The organism is Streptomyces sp. NBC_00454 (genome assembly GCF_041434015.1).
Taxonomy (GTDB): Bacteria; Actinomycetota; Actinomycetes; order Streptomycetales; family Streptomycetaceae; genus Streptomyces.
In genome coordinates this window covers 3,455,625-3,481,427 of the sequence record NZ_CP107907.1, presented here as the reverse complement: position 1 = coordinate 3,481,427, position 25,803 = coordinate 3,455,625, and the positions used below count along the sequence as shown (strand labels likewise).

The following is a 25,803-nucleotide window of genomic DNA, read 5'->3' as shown; positions in this document are numbered from 1 at the left end:
GGAGCAGGGCCTTCGGGGCGGGAGGGGGGAGAAGAGTAGAGGGGTCAGGCCAGGGCCGGTTCCTTCGCGGGCTCCGGCTGGGCGGCGGCAGCAGGCTCCGGGTCCGTGTTGAAGTCGGCCAGCATCTGCTTCGTGAAGCCGAAGAAGTAGGTGGCCGTGAAGCCGACCAGGTAGCCGACGGCCAGGCCGCCCGCGTAGATGGCGATGGTCATTGCCATGCCCGACTTGCCGTCGAGGAGCGGGAACAGGGCCCAGCCCGAGGGGCCGATGGCGGTGGAGCCGAAGGCGGTGCCCAGCTGGTTGAAGAGGCCGACGAAGGCTCCGCCCGCCGCGCCGCCGATGCAGGCGGTGATGAAGGGGCGGCCCAGGGGGAGGGAGACGCCGTAGATGAGGGGTTCGCCCACGCCCAGGAAGCCTGCCGGGAGGGCGGACTTGATGGTGGAGCGGATCGAGCGGTTGCGCGGGAGCTTGTAGTAGACGGCGATGGCCGCGCCGACCTGGCCCGCGCCCGCCATGGCGAGGATGGGGAGGAGGACGGTGTAGCCGGTCTGCTCGATCAGGGTGGTGTGGATGGGGATCAGGGCCTGGTGCAGGCCCAGCATGACGAGGGGGAGGAAGAGGCCGCCCAGGACCAGGCCGGCGAAGGCGCCGCCGGTGGCGAGGAGCCAGGTGGCGAACGTACCGATGGCGGTGGAGACCTCACCGGCGATGAACATCAGGCCGAAGAGGGTGACCAGGCCGGAGACGAGGACCGTGAGCGTGGGAGTGACCAGGACGTCCAGGGCCTCCGGGACCCACTTGCGGCACCACTTCTCCACCTGGACGGCGAGGAGGGCCGCCGCGAGGGCGCCCAGGACGCCGCCCTGGCCGGGGGAAAGCTGCTGGCCGAAGGCGTCGATCTTCGCCACGCCGGGGAAGACGATGATCGCGGCGACGGCGCCGCCGAGGATCGCCGTGCCGCCGAACTCCTTGGCCGTGTTGTAGCCGACGAAGACCGCGATCAGGGACATGAAGCCGGAGGCCATCGCGGCCAGCGCCGGGACGACGGCGGGCAGCCAGCCCATGTTGGTGATGAACCCGTTGAGGCCGGCGATGATGCCGCAGCCGATCAGGGCGGGGATCAGCGGGACGAAGATGTTGGCGATGCGGCGCAGGAACAGTTTGAAGGGGGTCGAGTTCTTCGCCTTCCGGGCGTCCTTGATCGCCGCGCCCTGGGCGGCCAGTTCGTCCGCGGTGACGGAGTGGGCGGCGGGGGCGGCGGGGGTGGCCGAGCGGCCTTCCGCTACGAGTGCCTCGAACTCGGGCGTGACGCGGGCGACGGTGCCCGGCCCCAGCACGATCTGGTAGGTGTCGTCCTCGACCACGCCCATCACGGCGGGCACGGCCTTGAGCGCCTCGTCCTGGACCAGTGAGCGGTCCCGCAGGGTGATGCGCAGGCGCGTCATGCAGTGCGCGATGGAGAGGATGTTGTCCGGACCGCCGACCAGAGGAAGGATCGCGGCGGCTGTGGCGCGGTTCTTGTCAGTGGACATCTTGGTGTTCGCCTTGCTGCTCGGGGTCAGCGGTGGATTCAGTGGGCGGGGGCGGTCTGGGCAAGGGCGGCCCGCAGGTGGCCCTGGGAGGCGGCGAGGAGCTCGCCGGCGGCGGGGCCGTCGACCCCGCCGAGGATGACGAGGATGGCCTGCTTGACCTCGCCGTCGCAGGCGCTGAGCGCGGCTTCGATCTCGGTGTCGGGGGCGCCGGTGGCCAGCGAGACGATGCGGCGGGCGCGGGCGCGCAGCTTCTCGTTGGAGGAGCGCATGTCGACCATGAGGTTCCCGTAGGTCTTGCCCAGGCGGATCATCGTGAGGGTCGAGATGAGGTTGAGTACGAGCTTCTGCGCGGTGCCCGCCTTCAAGCGGGTGGATCCGGTGAGGAGTTCGGGGCCGACGACGACCTCGATGCCGTGGTCGGCGGCCGCGGCGAGCGCGGAGCCGGCGTTGCAGGACAGGCCCACGGTGAGGGCGCCGCGCCCGCGGGCGAACTCGACGGCGCCGATCGCGTACGGGGTGCGGCCGGAGGCGGAGATGCCGATGACGGTGTCCTCGGCGGTCAGGGCCAGTGCGGTCAGGTCCTCGGCGGCCAGTTCCTTGGAGTCCTCGGCGCCTTCGACGGCCTTGACCATGGCGGAGGGGCCGCCCGCGATCAGGCCGACGACCTCGGAGGGGTCGGTGTTGAAGGTGGGCGGGCACTCGCTGGCGTCCAGGACGCCCATCCGGCCCGCGGTGCCGGCGCCCGCGTAGATCAGCCGCCCGCCGCGGGCCATCCGCTCGGCGATCCCGTCGATGGCGGCGGCGATCGTCTCCAGCTCCCCGGCGACGGCGGCCGGGACGGTGGCGTCCTCGGCGTTCATCAGGCGGGCGATCTCGAGGGTGGACAGCCGGTCGATCTCGGCCAGTTCGGGGCGGAAGGCCTCGGTGGTCAAGGTGGCGAGCTGGGCGCGGAGTTCGGCGTACGCGGTCATGAGTGGGGGCTCCTGAAGTGCTAGCGGGTGGTGCTGCCCCGCTTGGCGGTGGGTACGGGGGTGTGGTGCCGGGGCGCGAGCGCCTCGTACGAGGCTGCGAGCGCGGGCGCCGCGGTCTCGTAGGTCTGCTGCGCGACGCCGACGAAGAGGCAGTCGACGACGAGCAACTGGCTGGTCCGGCTCGACATGGCGGCCGGGCGCAGCTGGGTCTCGCGGGCGGCGGAGGTGGCCAGCACGAGGTCGGCGTAGTGGACGACGGGGGAGTTCGCCCGGGCGGTGAGCGCGAGGGTGGTGGCGCCGTGCTCGAAGGCGATCCGCAGGGGTTCGATGACGTCGCCGGTGCCGCCGGAGTGCGTGATGGCGATGGCCACGTCGCCGGGGCGCAGCAGGACGGCGGTGGTGACGGCCAGGTGCGGGTCGTTGTGCGCGTGGGCGATGAGGCCGATGCGCGACAGCTTCTGGGAGAGGTCCTGGGCGACGAGGCCGGAGGCGCCGACTCCGTAGATCTCGATGCGGCGGGCGCCCGCGAGGGCGGAGACGGCGGAGGCGAGGGCGGCGATGTCGAGGCCGGCGGCGGTGTCGGCGAGGGTCTGCGCCTCCTCGTGGGCCAGTTTGGCGACCACGTCCGCGAGGGAGTCGTCGACGGCTATGTCCACGGTGACCGCCGGGGCTGCGCCGGATTCCTGCTGGGCGGCGAGCGCGGCGAGCGCGAGGCGCAGGTCGCGGTAACCGGGGTAGCCCAGGAGGCGGGCGGTGCGCACGACGGTGGCCTCGCTGGTGCCGGTGCGGGCGGCGAGGTCGGAGACGGTGAGCGCGGCGCACCCGGCGGGGTCCTCGGCGACGGCTTCGGCGACGGCCTGCATGGAGCGGGTCATCGAGGGGCCGAGGCTGCGGACCCGGGCCCGCAGGGCGGCGGGGGCCGGGACGGGGACGGGGACCGGGGCGGTCGCGTCCGCACCTCCGTTGAAGGTTTCTTTCACGTTCTTGCTCACGCTTGAAATCTATTTTCAGCGGGGTGGGGGCGTCAAGACGCCATAAGTCACCGGTGAAAGAGGACCTTCGCCAGTTGGGCCGTCCGGGTCCACAATGTCTCCATGGACCACGCGACCCCCCTGGAACAGGCGCTGCACGCCGCACGCGCCCTCGTACTCGCCGATCTCGTCGCGGGCGAGGTCGCCGAAGCCGATGTCGTCTCCCTCGTCGAGAACTCGGTCACGCACCGCCGGTGGTGGGTGGAGCAGTGGCCGGAGGGTGTCGACTACCTCGCCGGACTCGTCGCCCAGGACGTGAAGGACGCACTGCTGCAGAAGTACGGGCGCTGGCCGCTGTGCCCGGTCTGCAACCACGGCGAACCGCACGCGCTGGACGTCGAGCCCGAGCTCGGACCCGACCCGATGTGGGTGTGCTCGGAAGCCGGCGTGCGGGTGGCGCCGGTCGGCGGACTCGGACCAGTCTTCGCGGGCGGCTTCGGATCCGGCTCCGGGTACGACGAATGAGCCGCCGTGGTGTCCGGGCCCGGCGGATGAGCCGCCGATGACGGTGTACATCGACCCGCCGGACTGGCCGGGCCACGGCCGCATGTGGTCGCACCTGGTCAGCGACGTCTCGTACGAGGAGCTGCACGCCTTCGCGGCCTCGATCGGCTGCCCGGAGCGGGCCTTCGAGCGGGACCACTACGACGTGCCCTCGCACCGCTACGAGGACGCGGTGGGCGCGGGCGCGGTCCAGATCGGCAGCAAGGAACTGGTCCGGCGGCTGACGGCGGCCGGGCTGCGCAGGCCTAAGGGGCGGCCGGCGCCCGGCGGGACGGTCCCGAAGCCAGCGCGGTGAGCGTCGCGGCCATGCCGGTCAGCCAGGTGGCATGCATCGCCACGCTGTTGCCGGACCACAGGAAGAAGACGAAGGCCGGGACCGCGGCGGTCTGGATCGCGAGCGCGGTCCGGCGCAGCCCGAACCCGTTGGTCCACATCGGGCGCAGCGGGCCCGCGGGGCGCCAGAGGGACCACAGGCCGAGGACGGCGATCAGGCACATGAAGGCCGCGAACGGCAGTGGCAGCCGGGGCAGGGTCTTGCCGTCGAGCCCGTGCTCGGCCGCGTCGATGACGCCCGTGATGAGGACGGGCAGCCCGACCACGGCGAAGACGCCGCCGAGGCACCGGGTGCCCGTGACCCCCAGCCTCATGCGTGACGAGATGCGGGCACGGCGGTCCTGCATGTAGACGAGCCATTCGGCGGCCCCCCGGAAGTTCGTCACGAGGACCAGCCCCGCGCTCGTCGCTCCGAGCCCCCACACGAGCGAGAACAGTCCGCTCCCGTCGCTCCCCATCGCCCTGCCTCCGCCGTGCCCGGTCCGGCCCCCCGCCGGACGGGCTCACGCTAGGCCCCCGGCGGGGTCCCCCGGCATGCCGGGTTCCGGCAGTCTCAGTGGCCCGCGGGCTGCCGGATGTCGGCGGTGCGCGGGGTGGCTTCCGAGGAGGCCACGACACGGGTCGCGCCGGGGCCCGTACGGGGCCTCGTACGCCGGTCCAGGCGCAGGGCCACGAGGCCCAGCCCGATCGCGGTGACGGTCATCGCGGCGCCCGCCCAGGCGGTGGCGGAGAAGCCGTAGCCGGCGTCGATGACGGTGCCGCCGAGCCAGGGGCCGCCGGTGTTGCCGAGGTTGAACGCGGCCGTGGTGGTGGCTCCGGCCAGGGTGGGGGCGGCGCCCGCGACGTTGAACATGCGGGCGTTGAGCGCCGGGGCGGTGAAGAACGCCGAGAAGCCGAGGAGGAAGGAGAGTGCGATCGCGGCCGCGGCGGTGGAGGCCAGCAGGGCGAGGGCCGTCAGGAAGACGGTGGAGGCGGTGATGCCCCACAGCATCACGCCGAAGAGGTTCGCGTCGGCGATCCGCCCGCCCAGGGTGGTGCCCAGCAGCGCGCCCACTCCGAAGAGGCCCAGGATCCACGGCACCCAGCCGGAATCCAGCCCGGCCACCTCGGTGAGCAGCGGGGACAGGTAGCTGAAGGCGCAGAAGACGCCGCCCGCGGCGAGCGCGGTGACGCCGATCGACAGCCAGACCTGGCGGTCGCGGTAGATCCGCAGCTCGCGGGAGAGCGTCGGCTTCTCCTCGGGCAGCGGGATCCTCGGGATCAGGGTGAGGATGCCGACGAGCGCGATGGCGGAGGCCGCGGCCACGGCCCAGAACGCGGAGCGCCAGCCGAACTGCTCGCCGAGGAACGCGCCGGCCGGGACGCCGAGGACGTTGGCGATGGAGAGGCCGCCGATCATGACGGCCATGGCGCGGGCCCGCTGGTGCTGCTCGACCATGGCGATGGCCACGGCCGCGCCCACGGCCCAGAAGCCGGCGCAGGCGAGCGCGGAGACGATGCGGGAGGCGAAGAGCAGCTCGTAGGAGGGGGCCAGCGCGCCCGCGACCTGCCCGAGGCCGAAGAGGCTGATGAGGGAGACCAGGGTGGTGCGGCGGGGCAGCCGCAGGGTGGCCACGGCCAGCAGCGGCGCACCCACCACCATGCCGATGGCGAAGGCGGATATGAGCAGGCCCGCCTGGGGGATGGTGACGCCCATGTCCTCGGCGATGGGTGGCAGGAGCCCGGAGAGCATGAACTCGCTGGTTCCGAGTGCGAAGACGGAGAGGCCGAGGATGTAGACGGCGACGGGCATGCGGGTGCGTTCGGCTGCTACGGGCATGAACTACACCAACCGCGGCGAAACGTTTCACATTCCCTCTGCGCGCATTCCCTCTGTGCCTACGCGCATTCCGTCTATGCGAGCCCCGCCAGCTCGGCGGCCAGGTTCGCGCGGGCCGGGGCCTCCCAGTGCGCGGCCCCGTACGGGGTGCGGAAGAGGCGCGGCAGGTCCAGCAGCTGGCGCAGGACGGCGGCGCGGCCCTCGCGGAAGGCCTCGTCGGGGACGAAGGCGTACTCGGCGCGCACGGCGGCGGCGTACGCGGCGTAGGCGTCCGGGGCCCCGGCCAGGACCCCGAGGTCGGCGTCGCACAGCACCTCGCCGTTGGTGTCCCGGGGCGCGGGGTCGTGGGTGACGGTGAGCCGGACCAGGCGGGCCGTCTCGGCGGTGCGCTCCGCGTCGATGCCGAGCTCGGGCAGGGCGCGCTCGGCGAGGGCGGCGCTGCGCTCCTCGTTCTCGGAGCGGTCGGGACGGTAGACGGCGTCGTGGAACCAGGCCGCGAGCTCCACGGCGGCCCGGTCGGCGGCGTGCGGGGCGAGTACGTCGATCCGTGCGAGTACGTCGGCCAGGTGCGCGGTGGTGTGGTACCTGCGCTGCGGCTCCGCCCAGGCGGTGAGGAGCCGGTCGGCGTAGGGGGCGGGATCGCGGTCGGCGCCGGCTGCGGTGGCGGTCGCGTGCCAGCGGGTTCGGAGGCCGGCGGCGCGGTCGGTGGCGCTGTCCTGCGTGTCGGAGGTCATGCGCACATTGTGGTGGTGGCGTGATTGTGCTGGTGAAGGGCGGGCGAAGACCCGTACCCTGAATATTGGACTAGACCTATTTGCCATACTGGCCCGGAAGGGTCATACGAGCAGTTTTCCGAAGGATGGATGACATGAGCAACCGTGCGCTCCTGGAGGTGATCGCCCTCGACGTGGAGGACGCGATCGCGGCCCAGGCCGGTGGGGCGGACCGACTCGAGCTGGTCACCGACATGGCCGCCGACGGGCTGACCCCGCCGCGCGAGACCTTCGCGGCGATCAGGGCGTCGGTCGACATCTCCCTGCGCGTGATGCTCCGCAAGGCCGACGGCTTCTCGGCGGGCACCGCCGAGGACCTGGACCGCCTGGTCACGGAGGTACGGGCGCTGCGCGCGGAGGGGGCCGACCAGTTCGTCCTCGGCTTCCTGAACCCGGACGGCACCCCCGACCTGGCCGCCGTCGAGACGGTCGTGGCGGAGCTCGGCGGCTGCGGCTGGACCTTCCACCGGGCCATCGACCGGGCGGCCGACCGCGACCAGCTCCGCAAGGCGCTGGCGGACCTCCCCGGCCTGGACACCTACCTGACGGCGGGCGCCGCCGGCGGGGTCGACGAGGGCATGGCGGTCCTCCTGGCGGAGGCGGCCCGCACCGGGACCCCCGGCTACGAGCCGCGGATCCTGGTCGGCGGCGGCCTGGGCCTGTCCCACCTCCCGGTCCTGCGCGAGGCGGGCATCAACGCCTTCCACATCGGCGGCGCGGCCCGTCCCTCCGGGTGGGACCGGCCGGTCTCGGCGGCGGCCGTCGCCGAATGGCGGGCCGCCCTGGCCTGACCGGCCGGGGACCCCTGGCGGGGCTGGACCTTCAGGCCAGCGCCTCCGGCAGGGGGGCCGAGTGGAGGAGGGTCAGGCCCGAGACCGCTCGGGTGAGGCAGACGTACAGGCGGCGCAGGCCGGTGCGCTCGTCCGGCTCGCCCGAGACCACGGCGGCCGGCTCGTCGAGGACCACGTAGTCGTACTCCAGGCCCTTCGCGAGCGAGGCCGGGACCAGCGTCAGGCGGGACTCGGCCGTCGTCTCCTCGCCGGGGGAGAGGTGGGGGAGACCCGCCGCCGCCAGGGCCTCGGCGAGTACGGGGATCCGCGCGTCCGCCGCGATCAGGCCGATGGAGCCCTCGTGCGCGAGCGAGGCCCGGCAGGCCTCGACCGCCGCCGCCGTCAGGTCCGCCGTCTCCGTGACGACCAGGGAACCCGGGGTCTCGCGGACCGAGGAGACCGGTGCCAGGCCCGGGGAGATCGAGGGGAGCAGGCGGGAGGCGTAGGCGATCACCTCGCGCGGTACGCGGAAGCCCGCCGTCAGCTCCTCCAGCACCGCCCCCGGCTTGCCGAGGTGCCCCAGCGCCTCGTCCCAGCTGCGCGTGGCCCACGGGGTCGTGCCCTGGGCGAGGTCGCCGAGGATCGTCGCCGAGCCCGTCGTGCAGCGGCGGCCGACCGCCCGGTACTGCATCGGGGACAGGTCCTGCGCCTCGTCGAGGACGACGTGGCCGAGCGAATGCGTGCGCTCCACCAGGTCGCCGGCCTCGTCGATGAGGACCAGGTCGGCGGCCGACCACTTCGCCGACTTCACGCTGCGCTGCGGCTTCTGCCACAGCAGGAGCTTCTGTTCGTCCTCGGACAGGATCCCGTCCGCGTGCGCCGCCAGGAACTCCGGGTCGGAGAGCAGGCGCAGCACCAGCTTGGCCGGTTCCACCAGCGGCCAGACGGTCTTGACCAGGGCCTTCACGGCGGCGTTGCGGGCCACCGCGTCCTGGACGCGGTCGTCCGGGGCTTCGCCCGCCTGTTCCATCCGGACCAGGACGGTGTGCGCGATCCGCTGCGGAAGGGCGTCGCGGGCGGCCCCGTAGCGGATGTCGCGGTCCTGGAGCTCCGCGACGATCTCGGCGATCTCGTACGCCGGCACCCGCCAGCGCCGCGATCCGCGGACCACCATCAGCGGCTCGGCCGGCTCGGTGACGTGGGAGTGGACCGCGCGGCGCAAGACCTGCGCCATCCGGGCGTCGCCCTTGACCACGGCGGTTTCGGCGGCGTCCGTGCCGCGTACCTCCAGGCCCGGGCGGGCGACCAGGTCGTCGACGGTCGCCTGCTTGACCTCCAGCTCGCCCAGGGCGGGCAGGACCTGCTCGATGTAGTGCAGGAAGGAACGGTTCGGCCCGATCACCAGGGTGCCGGTGCGGGCCAGGCGGTCGCGGTGCGCGTAGAGGAGGTACGCGACACGGTGCAGGCCGACCGCCGTCTTGCCGGTGCCGGGACCGCCCTGCACGCAGACGGAACCGGACAGCCCGGAACGCACGATCTCGTCCTGCTCGGGCTGGATCGTCGCGACGATGTCGCGCATGGGGCCGACGCGCGGGCGCTCGATCTCCTGCTGGAGCAGCTTGCTCACGGTGGCGGCCGTCTCCGATGGGTCGGAGAGATGCTCGTCCTCGTACGCGGTCAGCTCGCCGCCCGTATAACCGAAGCGGCGGCGCAGCGCGACGTCCTGCGGGTCGGCCTTGGAGGCCCGGTAGAAGGGCTGGGAGACGGGCGCGCGCCAGTCGATCACCATCGGGTCGCCGCCGGCGTCGTGGACGTGGCGGCGGCCGATGTAGAACTGCTCGCCCTCCGCGCCTTCGGCGAGCTCGGCGCCGGGCGCGTGCAGGTAGTTGAGGCGGCCGAAGAAGAGGGGGGTGTGGGAGAGGTCGGCGAGGGCCTTGATGCGGTCGTCGATCTGGGCCTGGAGCACGATGGCGTTGACCCAGTTCGCGGTGACGTCGCGGATGTCGAGGGCCTCCACGTCCTCGCGCATCGCGCGCAGCGCGGAGCGGGAGGACGCGAGGTGGGCCCGTTCCCGGTCCAGGGGGTCGGTGCCGTCTGCGTCGGTGCTCTGGGGATCGGCCGGTACGTGGGCGTGCGCGGGCACGGAACTGCCTCCTGCTGCTGCGAGTGACTGCGAGATGCGGACGGACAGGCCCGCCGGTTTCCGTCCGGCGGGCGGCTCTCCCCGGTGGGGCAGCGGGAGGCGGCAAGAGCGGAGATTGTAGTCATCGCGGGGGCGGCGCGCGAATGAATATCGTCGCGGGAACCACCCGGAACGATTCGGAACGATCCGGGACGAAAGTCCCTCCGGTTCGGGCCCCCGTACGGGTGTCGTCCGGGCGGTGTCCTCCTTCGGGCAGAGCCCTTAGGGGGAGGCGTGGGCCGTGAGTATGAGGCGGCGCGCCCCGAGGTTCAGCCCCCAGGGCGATGTGGCGCGGCGGGCGAAAACGCACCATAGGTACATGAGCACCGCAACCTTCACCCCGATCCAGGGCCGCCGCGCTCGCGGCGCCACCGCCACCTCCGTCACCCGCCCGCGCCACAGCGTCGGCGGCGTCTTCCACGCCGCCAAGGTCTTCGCGGCGGCAGCCGTGAGCGTCGTCGTCCTCGGCGAATACGCCGAGGACGCGGGCGTCATACGTCGCTGACCCGCGTCCCGGCCTGCCCCGTGCCCGGCCCGACCGGGTCCGGGTGGGGTCAGTCGCTCGCCAGCAGCTCGTCCGCGTCCATGATCCGGTAGGCGTAGCCCTGTTCGGCCAGGAAGCGCTGGCGGTGCGCGGCGAAGTCCTGGTCGATGGTGTCGCGGGCGACGACCGAGTAGAAGCGGGCCTCGTGGCCGTCCGCCTTCGGGCGCAGGACGCGACCCAGACGCTGGGCCTCCTCCTGGCGGGAGCCGAAGGTGCCGGACACCTGGATGGCGACCGTGGCCTCGGGCAGGTCGATCGAGAAGTTCGCGACCTTCGAGACGACGAGCACGCTGATCTCGCCCTCGCGGAAGGCGTTGAAGAGCTTCTCGCGCTGCGCGTTGGAGGTCTCGCCCTTGATGACGGGCGCGTTCAAGTGCTCGCCGAGCTCGTCGAGCTGGTCGATGTACTGCCCGATGACCAGGGTCTGCTCGCCCGCGTGTTTGGCGACGAGCGCCTCGGTGACCTTGCGCTTCGTCGCCGTCGTCGCGCAGAAGCGGTACTTCTCCTCCGTCTCGGCGGTCGCGTACGCGAGCCGCTCCGACTCGGTGAGGTTGACCCGGACCTCGACGCAGTCCGCCGGCGCGATGTAGCCCTGCGCCTCGATCTCCTTCCACGGGGCGTCGAACCGCTTCGGGCCGATCAGCGAGAACACGTCCGACTCGCGGCCGTCCTCGCGCACCAGCGTCGCGGTCAGTCCGAGCCGCCGCCGGGCCTGGAGGTCGGCGGTGAACTTGAACACCGGCGCCGGCAGCAGGTGCACCTCGTCGTAGAGGATCAGGCCCCAGTCCCGGGAGTCGAAGAGCTCCAGGTGCGGGTAGATGCCCTTCCGCTTCGTCGTCAGGACCTGGTACGTGGCGATCGTGACGGGCCGGATCTCCTTGCGCGTGCCGGAGTACTCGCCGATCTCCTCCTCCGTCAGCGAGGTCCGCTTGATCAGCTCGTGCTTCCACTGGCGGGCCGAGACGGTGTTCGTGACCAGGATCAGCGTGGTCGCCTTGGCCTTCGCCATCGCACCGGCGCCGACCAGCGTCTTGCCCGCGCCACAGGGCAGCACGACCACGCCGGAGCCGCCGTGCCAGAAGCCCTCGACGGCCTGCTGCTGGTAGGGGCGCAGCGCCCAGCCGTCCTCGTGCAGTTCGATCGGGTGCGCTTCGCCGTCCACGTACCCGGCGAGGTCCTCGGCCGGCCAGCCCAGCTTGAGCAGGGTCTGCTTGATCTGCCCGCGCTCGGAGGGGTGCACGGCGACGGTGGACTCGTCGAGGCGCGCGCCGACGAGGGGGGCGATCCGCTTGGACCGCAGGATCTCCTCGAGGACCGGCCGGTCGGTGCTGGTCAGGACCAGCCCGTGGACGGGGTGCTTGGAGAGGGTGAGGCGGCCGTAGCGGGCCATGGTCTCGGCGACGTCGACCAGCAGCGCGTGCGGGACGGGATACCGGGAGAACTCCACGAGCGCGTCCACGACCTGCTCCGCGTCGTGGCCGGCGGCCCGGGCGTTCCACAGGCCGAGCGGGGTGATCCGGTACGTGTGGATGTGCTCGGGAGCGCGCTCCAGCTCGGCGAAGGGCGCGATGGCCCGGCGCGCGGCTCCGGAGAGCTCGTGGTCGATCTCGAGGAGGAGCGTCTTGTCGCTTTGGACGATGAGGGGCCCGTTCACGCGCGTCCCTTTCCGGCGTGGGAGGACCGCCCGGACGCGGACGGCCAAACCTCCAGTCTGCCGTATCGCTCCGCGGGGTGGGTGGTTCTGGGCTGTACGGGGCTGCGGGGCGGGGCCCCGTCGGCCCCGTCGGCCCCGGGGTGGTCGGGTGCGGCGTCGTCGCTGGGGCTCCGCCCCGGGCCCGGCGCCTCAAACGGCGGCGGGGCTGAATTTGCCGGTGGTGAAGGCGAGGATCTCCGGGACGGCCTCGCGGAGGGTCGGGAAGTGGCGGTGGGCGTCGGCCGCCGGGGTCGGGCTGTTGACGGACCAGACCGTCATGCCGGCCCGGAGCCCCGACCGGATGCCCGACGGGGCGTCCTCGATGACCAGGCAGTCCTGCGGTGCCGCGCCGAGGAGGGACGCGCCCAGCAGGTACGGGACCGGGGAGGGCTTGCCCTCGGTGACGCGGGCCGCGTCCACGAGGACCGGCGGGACCGGCAGGCCGGTGCGGTCGAAGCGGCCGCGCACGCGGTGTTCGTAGTTCGAGGTGACCAGCCCCCAGCTGCCCGGGGGCAGGGCCGCGAGCAGCTCGGCCGCGCCGTCGAAGGCCTCGTAGACCCCGGTGCGGACGTCCTCGTCCTCCAGCTCGTGCAGCGCGGCCAGGCAGGCGTGCGGGTCCTCGCCGGGGGCGACGGCCGCGAAGGTCTCCATCGGGCGGGTCCGCAGCGCGACCTCGTACACCGCGTCCGGGTCCAGGCCGTACCGGGCGGCCCAGGTCGCCCAGACCCGGCGCTGGTTGGCGACGGCGTCGATGAGGGTGCCGTCCACGTCGAAGAGGACGTAGCGGATGGCAGCGGGAGTGGTGCCGGGGGTGCTGGTGGTCACCGGTGGATCATGCCAGGCCCGGCCCGATATCCGATGGGCGCCGGCGAAGGGGCTGCGTAGGGTCGCCGCATGACTAGTGATCGGCAGGGTTTCGTACCGGCGGCGGAAGCGTTCGAGGTGCCCACCCGGCTCGTGGGGGAGGGGTTCTGGCTGGAGCCGCTGGGACCCGAGCACAACGAGAGGGACCTCGCGGCCTGGAGCGGGAGCATCGCGCACGTGCGGGCGACCCCCGGATTCCTCGGGGACTGGCCCCCGCTGGAGGGGATGAGCGCGGAGGCGAACCTCGCCGACCTGGTGCGCCACGCACAGGACTTCGCCGATCGGCGCGGATTCACGTACAGCGTCCTGGAGGGGGAGGGGGAGGCTGCCGATGTCATCGGATGCCTCTACATCTACCCCGCGAAGGCGGATCCGGAGCGGGTGCACGTCAGCTCCTGGGTGCGCGCCGACCGGGCGGAGCTGGACAAGGCCGTGTACGAGGCCGTCACCAACTGGTTCGCCGAGGTATGGCCGTTCGCGCCGGAGCGGATCGACTACGCGGCCAGGTGAGACGGGAAGACGGGAAGACGGGAAGACGGGAAGACGGGAACACGAAGGTGCGGGGCCCGGCACATGGTGTGCCGGGCCCCGCACCGTTCGTCGAAGGGTGGGACTAGCCGCGGACGGCCTTGCGGCGGCGGGCGCCGAGCCAGGCGGCAGCGCCGCCGAGGGCGATGAGGGCGGCGGCCAGGCCGGAGTACAGGCCGGTGTTGGAGTCCGAGCCGGTGTGCGCGAGGGAGCCGGTCGCGGCGGGGGTGTTCGCCGCGGACGGGGTCGCGGTGGACGCCGGGGTCGCCGGGGTGGTGGCCGCGGAGCCGGCCGGGGCCGGGGTGGTGGGCGCGGGGGAGCTGGGCGCGGGGGTGGTCGGGGCCGGGGTGTTGTTCTCCGCGTTGAAGTGGAGCTTCTGCGCGGACTCGCTGAAGCCGAAGGTGTTGCCCTCGGCGAGGCCAACCACCGTGGTCAGCAGGACCGAGGCGCCCTTGTTGGCGGGGGCCTTCGGGCCGAGCTTGACCTGCAGGCGCACGACGCGGTCGCCGGAGGCGGCGCCGAAGCCCTTCGGGATGACCGGCAGCCGGCGGTCGCCGTTGCCGCCCGTCAGGTCCTTCCACGCGCCGTCGACCTTGATGCGCGCCTGGATGTCGCTGCTGAGCGGGCTGCCGTCCGCGTTGTTCATGTCGAAGTACGTGGCGAGGGCGGTGCTGAACTCGCCGTCACCGGTGACCTGGTAGTGGAAGCTCAGCTCCTTGCAGGCGGAACCGTTGGTGCCCTGGCAGTTGGTGATGTCGTCGAACCAGTTCTTCAGCTCGCCGGGCTTGGTCTGCGGGCTCGTCTTGAAGGTCAGGGAGGACTTGCCGTCCTTGGCGATCTCGTTCTCCATGGACGCTGCCTGCAGGGTGAAGTCGCCGTCGATGGTCGGGTAGTTCTTGTCGAGCCCGACCGTGACCTTCCAGACCATCTTGCCGCCGGCCGGGATCTCGAAGCCCTGGGCGGGCTTGCCGGCCGGGAAGAACAGGCCCTGCCAGCCGCCGTCCTGCGTCAGGGGCGCGGATTCGGTCGCCGGTGCGCTCACCGCTTCGACCTTGAAGACCACGTCGGTCCGCCCGACCGGGCTGCCGCCGGTGTGGTCGAGGAGCATCCACGGGTGGTACGAGGAGGCCTTGCCCGTCGGGTTGGTCACCGTCAGCTCGAAGGTCTCGGTCGCGCCGCCCCGGGTCAGCGGGCCGCTCGGAACCGGCGCGCTCATCGCGGTCTTCAGCGCCTGGTCGTTGCCCTCGGCCGCGTGGGCCGACAGCGGCATCAGGACGGTGCCGGCGATGGCGGCGGCGACGACGGCGGCGGAGGTGTTGCGGAGGGCGGCGGTGCGAGCGGACATGGTGGACTCCCCCAGGAATCAACGAGATCAGACGGCAGTGGCGGCCGAGAGGCCGGGATCGGCCCGAGAGGGCCGAGAGGCAGAGCGGAGGCTGAGCGAGGTGGCCGGAGGTGAACTCCTGGCCGGTGGTGCGGGTCTCGCCTGCGGTCCGGTTTGCTTTCCCCCGGTCGCTGCTGCGATGAGCTGATCTTCACACAGATCAGATCCCTGATTCGTCGTCGGAATGTCACCGCTGTGCAACAGGGCCCGGAGCCCTGTTCACCCCATCTGACCTGCGATAACGGAATCATCTCGACCTGTTTCCGCACGGCCCGACGGATACGGGATCTCCACCGGGAGCAGGGCCCGCGCCGCGGCCGCTTCGCCGGACCGGAGCAGGGTGTGGATCTCGCGCGCCAGCGGGGTCACGTCGCGGATGGAGACCGTCCACTCGTCGGCGTACGCCCGTGACGCCGGTCCGGACAGGCCCAGTTGGAGCGAGCGGTACGGCAGCGGGTTCAGGTGCAGGTCGCGCTCCGGGTCCCACTGGACGCGGACCGGGGAGGTGCGCAGGGCCTGCTTCCAGGCCGCGTGGTCGGGGTGCACGTCGCGGTCGTAGTGGGACAGGCAGGCCTCGCGGACCGCACCGTCGAAGCCGGCGCGGGTGATCTCGACGGCCAGCACCGTCTCCTGGTCGGCCTTGGCGGCCCAGCCGCAGCGGTACATCATCCACAGGAACGAGGGCTTGATCCACGTCATCCGCTCCCGCTTCCAGGCGGCCGGGAAACGGCCGTCCCGGGCGGCGGGGAGCCCGAGGTGGGGGGCGTAGGCCTGGTAGACGGTGACGGTGGTGTCGGTGTGGGAGGCGCGGATCTGGTGCTGCGGGATCGCCGCGGGCAGGGCTTCGGACATGCGCCCAGGGTGCGGGGCCCAAGGGTCCCGGGGCCAGTGGATTTGACCCCCGCACGCCGTCAGACCTGGTCCTCCGCCAGCTCGGCGACCCCCGTGATCCGGTGCAGCGCGTACGTCCGTACCTCGTCCGCCGTGTGGTCGTACCCGGTGACGAAGCCGCCCTCCACCCGGACCGGGGCGATGACCCGCTGGCTCGCCGCCCCGTCGGCGTTGACGTAGCCGATCCACACCGCCGAGCCGATCATCGCGGCCGCCTGCACGGTGGCCAGGGTCTCCGCCGCGCTCGTGCGCGGGAGCTCGCCGGGGACCCCGGAGGACGCCGTGGCGGGCTCCTTGCGGACCGCCGTCGCCGCCGCGTCGCCCGCGCGGATGGCCCGTACGGCCGCGCCCAGCAGCGTCGCGTCCGGCACCGGAGGCCCGTCCGGGACCGGTACGGGCGCCGAGCGGGCCGGGGTGCGGTGGGCGTCGGCGCGGGCCACGAGCACGTCGCCGGTACGGGATTCCGCGGCCGGGGCGTACCCCATGGCCCGCAACCCGTCGAGCAGCGCGCCCGGTTCGGCCTGGGCCGCCAGCACCGTGGGGGCGAGCCGGCGCAGGCCCAGGCCCGCCGAACGCTTGTCGGCCAGGATCTCGCCCAGCATGCTGTCGTCGTCGCAGCGCACGTACGAGGAGGCCGAACCGACCCGCAGGTGCCCGTGGCGCCGGGCGACGTCGTCGATGAGGTACGACAGCGGCTGCGGCACCGGGGTGCGGCTGTGCTCGGTCAGGAAGGCCTGCAGGTCCACGGCGGTGTGGCCGGAGTCCAGCGCCCGGCGCACCGACCCGGGCGTGAACCGGTACACGGTGGCCCCGCCCTTGGACTCCACGTCCGCCAGGACCGCCAGGACCTCGGCGAGCGGGCGGCGCAGCGGCCCCGGGGCCACCGCCGTCAGGTCGGCCTGGAGCAGTACGTGGTCCACCGGCTCGGGCAGCAACGGGGCCAGCAGCGGCGCCGGGTCGCGGCCCTCCAGCAGGGCCCGGCCGTGCGCGGACAGCGCGCCCCGGCCGGTGACGCCGAGGACCTCGGCCTCGGTCAGGGCCCAGTTCGCGAGGCGGGCGCGCAGCTCGCTCGTACCGCGCACCGGGCGCTCCCACGCGAGGCGGGCCTGGAGCGCGGCGACGTCCGGGGAACCGCCTTCGGGGAGCGCGGCCAGCAGGCGCAGGATCCGGCGGCGCACCTCGGGGGCGGCGGAACGGTCCAGGTCGGAGCCCAGGACCGACAACGTACGGCCCTTCGCGTCCTGTTCCCCGGCCAGCCCGGCGGTCCGGGTCGCGGACAGCCAGGCCGCCGCCAGCACCGACCAGCCCTCGGCGGGCGGAAGTTCGCACCAGCCGTCGAAGGCGGGGGTCGGGGCGTAGCGTTCGTCGGCCTCGCCGTCACTGGCCAGCAGACCGGCCGCGTAGGCGAGTTCGATCCAGAACGCCGCCGAGCGCTCGTCGGTGTCCAGGGCCGCCGCGGTCCGCTTCAGGTCGCGTACGGAGAGCCCGCCCGCCCGGAGCACCGCCGGGCCGGTGTACTCCCAGGACTTCACCAGTTCCTCGACGGTCGACAGCGCAGCCAGCGCCTGGCCGGCCGCGTTCGCGTCCACAAGCTGTGGACGGTGCTCGCGCAGCGCGGGAACGGCCGGAGCCTGCGGCTCCGTCGCCCGGTGCGCGAGCCCGCCGCGCAGGTACAGCGCCACCTCGCGCGGCAGCACCACCGTGCGCGCCGAGGCCGGCAGCAGCAGACCCCGGTCGCGCAGCCAGCGCACCGGAGGCGTCGGGTTCGGGGTCACCTCCCCGTACGGCGGCCCCCACACGAGCCGCCCCAGCACCTGATGGGCCTCCGCCGGAGCCTCGTCGAGCAGCGCCGACATCCGCTCCGGGTCGGTGAACAGGCCCGTCAGCGCGGTCACCGCCGACACCGGGTCGTGCGTGGCCGTCAGCCCGGCCGCCGCCACGATCTCCTGGATCCGGGTCGGGGACATGCCCGCGGTGGCCTCGGCGACGGTCGGACCGAGCCCGGTGGGGGAGGGGCGGGACGCCGACGGGGCCAGCAACTCGCGGGCGGTGCGCACCAGGCGCAGCCGGTCCTCGTCGCCCCATACGAGGGCCTGGTCGCGCAGGGTGGCCAGGGCCCGCGGGAGCTCCGCGCGGGCCCCGTTGTCCTGCCCCGACGTGGTCCCCGTGTCCCCGCTGAGCAGCGCCTCCAGCACCGGGTACGGGCACGGCTCCGGAGCCACCGCGAGGGCCTCGGCCGTCTGCAGCGCGAACCGGTCGAGGCGGTCCAGGGCGCGCACCACCGAGGCGCGGGTCCCGGCCCGCGTCGCCAGCTGCGTCACGTCCCCGGGCACCGGGCTCAGCAGGTCGGGACGGGCGCGCAGCAGGGCGGCGAGCCCCTCGTCCTCGCGGGCGCGCAGCGCTTCGGCGAGGGAGCGCGGAGCGCTTCCCGCGGTGCTCGGGTCAGGCACGGTCGTCGCCTCCTGGTCGCGTCGGCCGGTCAGTCGGCCGGTCCCCATCCGGTCAACGGTATCCGCTGAGCCCTCGGCAGCTCCACGGGCGCACGCGCTACCTTCGGTCCAGGTGGTACGGGAGGAGCCGGGGCGTGGGGATCGAGAGCGACCATCTGGTCTACGAATATCTGAGCCGGGTCGGGGACTTGGCGCAGCGCAGGCAGCTGTCCTCGGGCGACCGGATGCGGCTGGTGTCGGGGCTGCGGGACGAAATCGACCGGCGGCGGGCGAAGTACGAGCCCGAGACTCCGGCGGCGGTACGCCGGATCCTGGAGCGGATCGGCACGCCGGAGGAGGTCCTGGACACCCTGTCGGCGCAGCCGCCGCGATGGTCCCCGGCCGCCGCGGACCCCGGACCGGCCGTCCCCGCCCAGCGGGAGCCCGGCCGGCTGCGCCGCAGGCAGGTGCCGCAGCCCCGCCCGGCGCAGGCCCCCGAGCCCGCGCCGCCGCACCTGGCCGGGCTCGACGAGCTCGGCGCGGGCGAGAAGATGGAACCCGACTGGTGGCGGGTGGCGCCGGGCTCCTCGAACTCGCCGGGCTCCTCGGTGGAGGGCTTCGCCGGCGGGATCGAGATCCCGGACCTGTTCAAGGAACCGGAACCGGACGAGTCGGCCGGGGCCCCGGGACCGGACCCCGCTTCGGAGCAGACTCCCGAACGCCCGACCCTCGTACGGTTCCTGCGCGAGCGGCGGCGCGCCGCGAAGGCCGACGCCGCCGCCGTCGCGGATCCCCCGGCCGCGGCCCGGCCGAAGCCGCACCTGTTCCTGCTGCTGGCGGCCCTCGTGCTGGCCGCGGGCGCGGTCTCCGGCTACTGGCTGCTGCTCGCCGCGGGCTGGCTGCTCGCGTACGCCTCGCGCGTGCTGGGCCCCACGGAGCGCAAGCTGGTCGTCTTCGGGCTGCCGGGGGCCGTGTTCGCTACGGCCGTGGTGTGGGTGTGGGGTCGGCTGAACGAGAAGTGGGGCGCGCCGCTGACCGACGAGGGTCTGGGCGGGGTCTTCCACGACATGTGGCCCTGGCTGGCGCGGGGTGCGGCCGTCGCCTCGGCGCTGTACCTCGTCTGGCGGTCCCGGCGGCGGGGCTGACCGGTGCCCTGCGGGGCTGTCCCCGACCCGCCCTTCCACCGTTCCCCGGGCGCTGCCCGGACCCGGTCCTCAAACGCCGGACGGGCTGAAAGATGCCGCGCAGCGGCAAAATCCAGCCTCGCCGGCGTTTGAGGCGCGGGGTCTGGGGCGGAGCCCCAGGGAACGGTGGAAGGGCGGGTAGGGGACAAGCCCCGCAGGGTCAGGGACCAGCGGTCCACGGGGCCGACGGGACGATCAGGGGGGAGCCCGTCACCGGATCCGGGATGACGATCGAGTCGAGGCCGAAGACCTCGCGGACCAGGGCGGCGGTCACGACCTCCGACGGGGGGCCTTCGGCCACCACCCGGCCCGACTTCATCGCCACCAGGTGGTCCGCGTACCGGGCCGCCTGGTTGAGGTCGTGGAGGACGGCCACGACCGTCCGGCCGCGCTCGTGGTTGAGGCGGCGGACCAGGTCCAGGACCTCCACCTGGTGCGCGATGTCCAGGAAGGTGGTCGGCTCGTCGAGCAGCAGGATGTCCGTGTCCTGGGCGAGGGCCATCGCGATCCAGACCCGCTGGCGCTGACCGCCCGACAGTGCGTCCACGGGGCGGTCCGCCAGGTCCGAGACCGAGGTCCGGGCCATCGCGTCCACGACCGCCTTCTCGTCCGCCTGTGACCACTGCTGCCACCAGTGCTGGTGCGGCTGGCGGCCCCGCGCCACCAGGTCCGCGACGGTGATCGCCTCGGGCGCCACCGGCGACTGCGGGAGCAGGCCGATGGTCTGGGCGATCCGCCGGGTGGGGAGGGAGGCCAGGGCCTCGCCGTCCAGGACCACCGCGCCCGCGCGCGGCCGCAACAGGCGGCCCAGCGCCCGTAGCGTCGTCGACTTGCCGCACGCGTTCGGGCCGACGATCACCGTCACCCGGCCGTCCGGCACGGACAGGTCCAGATCCTCCACGACGACCCGGTCCTCGTACGCGAGCGTCAGCCCGCGGGCGGACAGCCGACTCGGGGCCGGAGCCGCATTCACGTCCACATCCACATCCACGGTCGCGCGCTGATCGCGGCTCAAGACGTGCCTCCAGTACGGCTGCGCATGATCAGCCAGATCAGGTACGGGGCCCCGACGGCGGCCGTCAGGACGCCCACCGGGAGTTCGGTCGGGGAGAGGAGCCTGCGGGCGAGCAGATCGCCGAAGACGACGATCACCGCGCCCGTCAGGGCGGAGCAGAGCAGCGGGATCTGGGCCGTCCGGGTCATCCGGCGGGCGATCTGCGGGGCCAGCAGGGCCACGAAGTCCACCGGTCCCGCGGCGCCCGTGGCCACCGAGGCCAGGACCACGCCGAGGGCCACGAGGCCGAGGCGGACCCGGCCGAGGCGGACCCCGAGCGCCGTCGCGGTGTCGTCGTCGAGCGAGACGGTGCGCTGGGCGCGGGCAGCCCACAGGATGCCGGGCAGGAGGAGGAGCAGGACCCAGGCCAGGGGCGCGGCCACGTCCCAGCCGCGGCCGTTGAGGGAGCCCGTCATCCAGATCTGCGCCTGCTGCGCCACCAGGTAGTCGCCCTTGGTCATCAGCAGGGTCGTCACCGACCGCAGGGCGATGGCGAAGCCGATGCCGATGAGGACGAACCGCGTCGCGTGCAGGCCGCCCCGCCACGCGAAGACGTACACGAGCGCGGCCGCGACGATGCCGCCGAGCACCGAGAGGTACGGGAGCACCGAGTACGAGGTGACGCCGAAGGTCAGCGCCGCCACCGTGACGGCGCTCGCGCCCTGGCTGATGCCGATGATGTCGGGGGAGGCGAGCGGGTTGCGGGCGACGGTCTGGATCAGCGCGCCCGCGACCCCGAAGGCCAGGCCCACCAGCAGGCCCACCGTCATCCGGGGCAGCCGCAGCGTGCCGACGACCAGTTCCTCGGGCGAGGACTGCCCGAGCAGTACCTTGACGACCTCGGACGGCGGGACGAAGGACTCGCCGACGCACAGGTACGCGACGCAAGCCCCGGCCAGCAGCGCGGCGAGGGAGACCGCCACGACGGCCGCCCGGCGGTGCAGGAGGAAGGAGCCCCGGCCCGGCCGGACCAGGGAGTACCCCGCGGGGACCGCGCTCATGCGGCCACCGCCTTGCGGCGGACCAGGGTGACCAGGAACGGCACCCCGATCAGCGCGGTCATCACCCCGGCCGGGACCTCGCCGGGCGGCACCACGATCCGCCCGAGCACGTCGGCGACGAGCAGCATCACCGGCCCGATCAGCGCCGCCATCGGCAGCACCCACCGGTGGTCGCTGCCGACGACGGCCCGCGCGATGTGCGGTACGGCCAGCCCGATGAAGGCGATCGGCCCGGCCGCCGCGACCCCGGCGCCGGTGAGCACGGTGGCTCCGAGACCGCCGACGATCCGTACGGCGGCCACGTTCTGCCCGAGCCCCTTGGCCACGTCCTCGCCGAGCGCGAGCGCGTCCAGGCCGCGGGCCACGGACAAGACCAGCACGGCGCCGACCAGCAGGAACGGCCAGATCTGGTGCACGACGCCGAAATCACGGCCCGCGACCGAGCCGACCTGCCAGAACCGGAACTCGTCCAGCGCGGAGGCCTTCGTCGTCAGGACGCCCATGGTGACCGACACCAGCAGGGCGTTGATCGCGGCCCCGGCCAGCGCCAGCTTCACCGGCGTCGCCCCGCCGCGCCCGCTGGAGGCGACGGCGTACACGGCGACCGAGGCGAAGGCGGCGCCCGCGAAGGCGAACCACACGTACCCGCTCAGCGTGTGCACCCCCGCGAACGCGATGGCGCAGACGACCGCGACCCCGGCTCCCTGGCTGATGCCCAGGATGCCGGGGTCGGCGATCGGGTTGCGGGTGATGCCCTGGAGCGCGGTCCCGGCGAGGGCCAGGGCCGCGCCGACCATCAGGGCTATGAGGGTGCGCGGGACCCGCAGGGCACGGACGACCTCGGCGTCCGGTCCGCTCGCGCCGCGCAGCAGCGCGTCGAAGACCTCCCCCGGCGCGATGGCGCGGGCGCCGACCGAGAGACTGAGGAGCACCGCGCACAGCAGTGCGGCGAGGCCGGCCGCCGTCCACGCGATACGACGGGCCGTCACGCCGCGCCGGGCGGCGGTGGGGGCCGCGGGGGCGGGAGCCGCGGGGCCGGGGGCCGTTGAGACCGGGACTGACATGTCACCAAATTTCACTGTCTGGTAAGGCGAGGCTAAGTCTACGTTCCCGTCCGCAGCGCCCGTCTCGGCACAATGGCTGTATGAGCTCCGAAACACTTCTGACCGTCGGCTTCGACCTCGACATGACCCTCATCGACTCCCGTCCGGGCATCAAGGCCGCCTACCAGGTGCTTTCGGCCGAGACGGGGACCTTCATCGATGCGGACGAGGCCATCACGCGCCTGGGTCCGCCGCTCGAAGAGGAGCTCGCTTTCTGGTTCCCGGAGGCGGAGATCCCCGCCATGGCCGACCGCTACCGGGAGATCTACCCCACACACGCCATCGATCCGACCCCGGCGATGCCCGGCGCCCGCGAGGCCGTCCTGGCCGTCCAGGCGCTCGGCGGCCGCGCGATCGTCGTCACCGCCAAGCACGAGCCCAACGCCCGCCTGCACCTGGACCACCTGGGCATCAAGCCGGACGCGCTCGTCGGCTGGCTGTGGGCGGAGGCCAAGGCGGGCGCCCTGCGCGAGTACGGCGCCCAGGTCTACGTCGGCGACCACGTCGGCGACGTACGGGGCGCCCGCGCGGCCGGCGCGCTGTCGGTGACGGTCCCCACCGGCCCGTGCCCGGAGCCCGAACTGCGCGAGGCGGGCGCCGACGTGGTCCTGGCGGACCTCACGGAGCTCCCGGCCTGGCTGGCGCAGTACGCCCGCACGCGCACCGCGTAGGGCGGGATACGACGGGTCCCCCCGGGTCCTACGCCTGCGAGGCGCGGGCGGCCCTGCGCTGCGCCGAGGCCGAGCGGACCACGCCCGCCGCCGAGATGGCGAAGCCGACGCCCATGAGCATGCACACGGCCCACGCGTACGACGGGAACGGCCGGGTGTGCAGGAACAGCGGAGCCATCGTGGCGAGGGTGGCCGCGGCGCCGAGGATGAAGACGATGCCGCCGGCCTTGACGAGCGCGTCGCCGGGGCGGTCCGCGTCGGGGCCGGTCTGCGCGGACCCGGGCTGAGGAGTAATGGTCACCCGACCAGGGTAGTTCCCTGGCCGGAGCGGTCATCCGCGAAGGACCGGGGAACGTCTTGTCACCCCGGTCCTGACTATTAGCCTGAGAGGTGCGGGTCAGTGACCCGCTTCACACCCGACGAGCGCAAGGACAGAGGACGGACGTGCCTACCGGCAAGGTCAAGTGGTTCAACAGTGAGAAGGGCTTCGGCTTTCTCTCCCGCGACGACGGCGGCGACGTCTTCGTCCACTCGTCGGTACTGCCCGATGGCGTGGACGCGCTCAAGCCCGGTCAGCGGGTCGAGTTCGGAGTCGTTGCCGGACAACGCGGTGACCAGGCACTTTCGGTGATCGTCCTGGATCCGGCGCCCTCCGTCGCGGCCGCGCAGCGGCGCAAGCCGGACGAGCTCGCCTCCATCGTGCAGGACCTCACGACCCTGTTGGAGAACGTCACGCAGCAGCTGGAGCGGGGCCGTTACCCCGACAAGGCGTCCGGTTCGAAGATCGCGGGCATGCTGCGCGCGGTGGCCGACCAGATGGACGTCTGAGCAGCGGACACGACGGTGCCCCGCCTCCCGGAAGGGGGGCGGGGCACCGTCGTTGCTGAGGGAAGGCCCTACGGGAAGGCCAGTGCGTCGGGGGCAATGGCCGGAACCAGCCCCTCCGCCGCCGCCCGGGTGAGCAGCCCGCGCACGGCCGCGTACCCGGCGTCGCCGAGGTCGGCGGTGAACTCGTTGACGTACAGCCCGATGTGCTGGTCGGCGACGGCCGGGTCCAGCTCCTGCGCGTGCGCCCGTACGTACGGGCGGGAGGCCTCCGGGTCGTCCCAGGCCATCCGGACCGAGGCGCGGGCCGACTCGGCGAGCGCGCGCAGGGTGTCCGCGCCCAGCGAGCGCTTGGCGATGATCGCGCCGAGCGGGATCGGCAGGCCGGTCGTGGACTCCCAGTGCTCGCCCATGTCGGCCAGGCAGTGCAGTCCGTAGTCCTGATAGGTGAACCGGGCCTCGTGGATGACCAGTCCGGCGTCCACGCGGCCGTCGCGCACGGCCGGCATGATCTCGTGGAACGGCAGCACGACCACTTTGCCCACGCCCTCGGGCGGCAGCACGTCGGCGGCCCACAGCCGGAACAGCAGGTAGGCGGTGGAGCGTTCGCTGGGGACGGCGATCGTCTTCCCGGTCAGGTCCACACCCGGCTCGCGGGTCAGGACGAGCGGGCCGCAGCCGCGGCCCAGCGCGCCGCCGCAGGGCAGGAGCGCGTACTCCTCCAGCACCCACGGCAGGACGGCGTAGGACACCTTCAGGACGTCCAGCTCACCGCGTTCGGCCATGCCGTTGGTGATGTCGATGTCCGCGAAGGTCACGTCCAGGGCGGGTGCCCCGGGGACCCGGCCGTGGGCCCAGGCGTCGAAGACGAAGGTGTCGTTCGGGCAGGGCGAGTACGCGATGCGGACGGGACGGTCAGGGTTCGCGGGGTTCGTGGGCTCTACGGGGCTTGCGGGGTCTGCGGGGTTCACGCGGGTCCTCCCCCGGAGGTGGTGGTGAGCAGTACGGGTCCCAGTGCGCGGAAGCCTTCGGCCAGGGCCGCCAGCGCGTCACCGATCCGCCAGGCGGCGCGGTCGCGGGGGCCGACGGCGTTGGAGACGGCACGCACCTCCAGGACGGGCAGCCCGTGCGCGGCGGCCGCCTCCGCGACCCCGAAGCCCTCCATGGCCTCGGCCCCGGCGAGCGGGTGCGCGGCGGCGAGTTCGGCGGCGCGGGCGGCGGTGCCGGTGACGGTGGAGACGGTCAGGACGGGCGCGAGCAGTGCCCCGGTCGCCTCGGCGGCACGGGCGGCGAGCTCTGCGGGAGGCAGGTGCACGCTGCGGCCGAAGCCGAGTTCGGCGACGGGGAGGAAACCTTGCGGGGTTTCGGCGCCCAGGTCGGCGGCGACGATCGCGTCGGCGACGACCAGGGAGCCGAGCGGGGCGGCGGGCGCGAACCCGCCGCCGATGCCGGCGGAGACGACCAGGCCGTAGCCGTCGGGGGAGGTCGCGAGCGCCAGGGCGGTCGCGGTCCCGGCGGCCGCGGCGGCCGGGCCGACTCCGGCGACGAGGACGTCGAAGGCTCCCCGGTGGTGGATGAGGTAGCCACCGGGGAGGGTGCGCGGCCCGGGACCGGGGGTGTGGTCCGGATGAGGGGTGGGCCCGGACAGGCCGGCGACGACGGAGTCTGCCTCCGCCGCCACCGCGGTCACGATGAGCGCGCGCACAGTGGGTACGCG

The 25,803-nt window shown here is 73.5% G+C and carries 26 protein-coding genes; 8 read left to right on the top strand and 18 right to left on the bottom strand.

Going from position 1 to position 25,803, the window contains the following annotated elements:
• Positions 1 to 44 precede the first annotated feature (44 nt).
• The 3 genes from OHU74_RS16075 to OHU74_RS16065 are packed head-to-tail and all read right to left on the bottom strand — an operon-like array spanning position 45 to position 3,495.
• Positions 45 to 1,532, bottom strand: a complete 1,488-nt coding sequence (locus OHU74_RS16075) for a PTS transporter subunit EIIC (RefSeq protein WP_371616557.1) — start codon at positions 1,530 to 1,532, stop codon at positions 45 to 47.
• Positions 1,533 to 1,570: 38 nt separating this feature from the next.
• Positions 1,571 to 2,503, bottom strand: a complete 933-nt coding sequence (murQ, locus tag OHU74_RS16070) for an N-acetylmuramic acid 6-phosphate etherase (RefSeq protein ID WP_371616556.1) — start codon at positions 2,501 to 2,503, stop codon at positions 1,571 to 1,573.
• A 20-nt stretch (positions 2,504 to 2,523) separates the two neighbouring features.
• Entirely contained in the window at positions 2,524 to 3,495 is a 972-nt protein-coding gene (locus OHU74_RS16065) for a MurR/RpiR family transcriptional regulator (RefSeq protein WP_371616555.1), read from the bottom strand.
• Positions 3,496 to 3,597: 102 nt separating this feature from the next.
• Here OHU74_RS16065 and OHU74_RS16060 point away from each other — a divergent pair, with 102 nt between their 5' ends.
• Both OHU74_RS16060 and OHU74_RS16055 read left to right on the top strand, forming a co-directional pair.
• On the top strand, positions 3,598 to 3,999 hold the full coding sequence (locus OHU74_RS16060) for a hypothetical protein (RefSeq protein WP_330297125.1): 402 nt from the start codon (positions 3,598 to 3,600) through the stop codon (positions 3,997 to 3,999).
• A gap of 37 nt (positions 4,000 to 4,036) precedes the next feature.
• Positions 4,037 to 4,333 (top strand): DUF4031 domain-containing protein, encoded by a 297-nt coding sequence (locus tag OHU74_RS16055; protein ID WP_371616554.1) that lies wholly within the window; start codon positions 4,037 to 4,039, stop codon positions 4,331 to 4,333.
• On the opposite strand, the gene OHU74_RS16050 is transcribed toward OHU74_RS16055, so the two are convergent.
• The 3 genes from OHU74_RS16050 to OHU74_RS16040 all read right to left on the bottom strand — a co-directional run bounded on the left by OHU74_RS16050 (position 4,284) and on the right by OHU74_RS16040 (position 6,924).
• On the bottom strand, positions 4,284 to 4,829 hold the full coding sequence (locus OHU74_RS16050; protein ID WP_371616553.1) for a hypothetical protein: 546 nt from the start codon (positions 4,827 to 4,829) through the stop codon (positions 4,284 to 4,286). The genes OHU74_RS16055 and OHU74_RS16050 overlap by 50 nt on opposite strands.
• 95 nt (positions 4,830 to 4,924) lie before the next feature.
• The gene (locus OHU74_RS16045) at positions 4,925 to 6,163 is read right to left on the bottom strand and encodes a Cmx/CmrA family chloramphenicol efflux MFS transporter (protein WP_371619702.1); all 1,239 of its coding nucleotides are present in this window, start codon (positions 6,161 to 6,163) and stop codon (positions 4,925 to 4,927) included.
• Positions 6,164 to 6,264: 101 nt separating this feature from the next.
• A complete protein-coding gene (locus OHU74_RS16040; RefSeq protein WP_371616552.1) occupies positions 6,265 to 6,924 on the bottom strand; it encodes a hypothetical protein in 660 nt (219 codons plus the stop codon).
• 134 nt (positions 6,925 to 7,058) lie between these two features.
• Between OHU74_RS16040 and OHU74_RS16035 the strand changes: the two genes are divergently transcribed.
• Complete coding sequence (locus OHU74_RS16035; RefSeq protein WP_371616551.1) at positions 7,059 to 7,754, top strand: copper homeostasis protein CutC; 696 nt, start codon at positions 7,059 to 7,061, stop codon at positions 7,752 to 7,754.
• A gap of 31 nt (positions 7,755 to 7,785) precedes the next feature.
• On the opposite strand, the gene OHU74_RS16030 is transcribed toward OHU74_RS16035, so the two are convergent.
• Positions 7,786 to 9,762, bottom strand: a complete 1,977-nt coding sequence (locus OHU74_RS16030; protein ID WP_371619701.1) for an AAA family ATPase — start codon at positions 9,760 to 9,762, stop codon at positions 7,786 to 7,788.
• A 472-nt stretch (positions 9,763 to 10,234) separates the two neighbouring features.
• Between OHU74_RS16030 and OHU74_RS16025 the strand changes: the two genes are divergently transcribed.
• The gene (locus OHU74_RS16025) at positions 10,235 to 10,420 is read left to right on the top strand and encodes a hypothetical protein (protein WP_371616550.1); all 186 of its coding nucleotides are present in this window, start codon (positions 10,235 to 10,237) and stop codon (positions 10,418 to 10,420) included.
• A 49-nt stretch (positions 10,421 to 10,469) separates the two neighbouring features.
• Here OHU74_RS16025 and OHU74_RS16020 read toward each other — a convergent pair whose 3' ends face one another.
• Positions 10,470 to 12,113 (bottom strand): DNA repair helicase XPB, encoded by a 1,644-nt coding sequence (locus OHU74_RS16020; RefSeq protein WP_371616549.1) that lies wholly within the window; start codon positions 12,111 to 12,113, stop codon positions 10,470 to 10,472.
• A gap of 189 nt (positions 12,114 to 12,302) precedes the next feature.
• Positions 12,303 to 12,977, bottom strand: a complete 675-nt coding sequence (locus OHU74_RS16015; RefSeq protein WP_371616548.1) for an HAD-IA family hydrolase — start codon at positions 12,975 to 12,977, stop codon at positions 12,303 to 12,305.
• 69 nt (positions 12,978 to 13,046) lie between these two features.
• On the opposite strand from OHU74_RS16015, the gene OHU74_RS16010 reads away from it, so the two are divergent.
• Positions 13,047 to 13,526, top strand: coding sequence for an N-acetyltransferase (locus OHU74_RS16010; protein ID WP_371616547.1), 480 nt, complete (start codon positions 13,047 to 13,049; stop codon positions 13,524 to 13,526).
• A gap of 103 nt (positions 13,527 to 13,629) precedes the next feature.
• On the opposite strand, the gene OHU74_RS16005 is transcribed toward OHU74_RS16010, so the two are convergent.
• The 3 genes from OHU74_RS16005 to OHU74_RS15995 form a co-directional block, all read right to left on the bottom strand.
• Complete coding sequence (locus tag OHU74_RS16005) at positions 13,630 to 14,889, bottom strand: LPXTG cell wall anchor domain-containing protein (RefSeq protein ID WP_371616546.1); 1,260 nt, start codon at positions 14,887 to 14,889, stop codon at positions 13,630 to 13,632.
• 258 nt (positions 14,890 to 15,147) lie between these two features.
• A complete protein-coding gene (locus OHU74_RS16000) occupies positions 15,148 to 15,780 on the bottom strand; it encodes a DUF4291 domain-containing protein (RefSeq protein ID WP_371616545.1) in 633 nt (210 codons plus the stop codon).
• Positions 15,781 to 15,839: 59 nt separating this feature from the next.
• Positions 15,840 to 18,317: a helicase-associated domain-containing protein gene (locus OHU74_RS15995; RefSeq protein WP_371616544.1), complete on the bottom strand. Its 2,478-nt coding sequence runs from the start codon at positions 18,315 to 18,317 to the stop codon at positions 15,840 to 15,842.
• Positions 18,318 to 18,403: 86 nt separating this feature from the next.
• Between OHU74_RS15995 and OHU74_RS15990 the strand changes: the two genes are divergently transcribed.
• Complete coding sequence (locus tag OHU74_RS15990) at positions 18,404 to 19,393, top strand: hypothetical protein (protein ID WP_371616543.1); 990 nt, start codon at positions 18,404 to 18,406, stop codon at positions 19,391 to 19,393.
• Positions 19,394 to 19,592: 199 nt separating this feature from the next.
• On the opposite strand, the gene OHU74_RS15985 is transcribed toward OHU74_RS15990, so the two are convergent.
• From OHU74_RS15985 to OHU74_RS15975, 3 genes are read right to left on the bottom strand one after another with little or no spacing between them, the layout of a single operon-like run.
• A complete protein-coding gene (locus OHU74_RS15985) occupies positions 19,593 to 20,423 on the bottom strand; it encodes an ABC transporter ATP-binding protein (RefSeq protein ID WP_371619700.1) in 831 nt (276 codons plus the stop codon).
• 20 nt (positions 20,424 to 20,443) lie between these two features.
• Positions 20,444 to 21,487, bottom strand: a complete 1,044-nt coding sequence (locus tag OHU74_RS15980) for a FecCD family ABC transporter permease (RefSeq protein WP_371616542.1) — start codon at positions 21,485 to 21,487, stop codon at positions 20,444 to 20,446.
• Entirely contained in the window at positions 21,484 to 22,551 is a 1,068-nt protein-coding gene (locus OHU74_RS15975) for a FecCD family ABC transporter permease (protein WP_371616541.1), read from the bottom strand. The genes OHU74_RS15980 and OHU74_RS15975 overlap by 4 nt, the downstream gene beginning before the upstream one ends.
• Positions 22,552 to 22,631: 80 nt before the next feature.
• Between OHU74_RS15975 and OHU74_RS15970 the strand changes: the two genes are divergently transcribed.
• On the top strand, positions 22,632 to 23,261 hold the full coding sequence (locus OHU74_RS15970; RefSeq protein WP_371616540.1) for an HAD family hydrolase: 630 nt from the start codon (positions 22,632 to 22,634) through the stop codon (positions 23,259 to 23,261).
• 28 nt (positions 23,262 to 23,289) lie between these two features.
• Here the strand turns inward: OHU74_RS15970 and OHU74_RS15965 are convergent, their stop codons facing one another.
• Complete coding sequence (locus OHU74_RS15965; protein WP_371616539.1) at positions 23,290 to 23,562, bottom strand: hypothetical protein; 273 nt, start codon at positions 23,560 to 23,562, stop codon at positions 23,290 to 23,292.
• A 143-nt stretch (positions 23,563 to 23,705) separates the two neighbouring features.
• Between OHU74_RS15965 and OHU74_RS15960 the strand changes: the two genes are divergently transcribed.
• On the top strand, positions 23,706 to 24,089 hold the full coding sequence (locus OHU74_RS15960) for a cold-shock protein (protein WP_371616538.1): 384 nt from the start codon (positions 23,706 to 23,708) through the stop codon (positions 24,087 to 24,089).
• 68 nt (positions 24,090 to 24,157) lie between these two features.
• Here OHU74_RS15960 and OHU74_RS15955 read toward each other — a convergent pair whose 3' ends face one another.
• Together OHU74_RS15955 and OHU74_RS15950 are read right to left on the bottom strand one after the other, a co-directional pair.
• Positions 24,158 to 24,988, bottom strand: coding sequence for a 1,4-dihydroxy-6-naphthoate synthase (locus tag OHU74_RS15955; RefSeq protein WP_371619699.1), 831 nt, complete (start codon positions 24,986 to 24,988; stop codon positions 24,158 to 24,160).
• Positions 24,989 to 25,053: 65 nt separating this feature from the next.
• The gene (locus OHU74_RS15950) at positions 25,054 to 25,791 is read right to left on the bottom strand and encodes a futalosine hydrolase (protein WP_371616537.1); all 738 of its coding nucleotides are present in this window, start codon (positions 25,789 to 25,791) and stop codon (positions 25,054 to 25,056) included.
• Between the last annotated feature and the right edge of the window lie 12 nt (positions 25,792 to 25,803).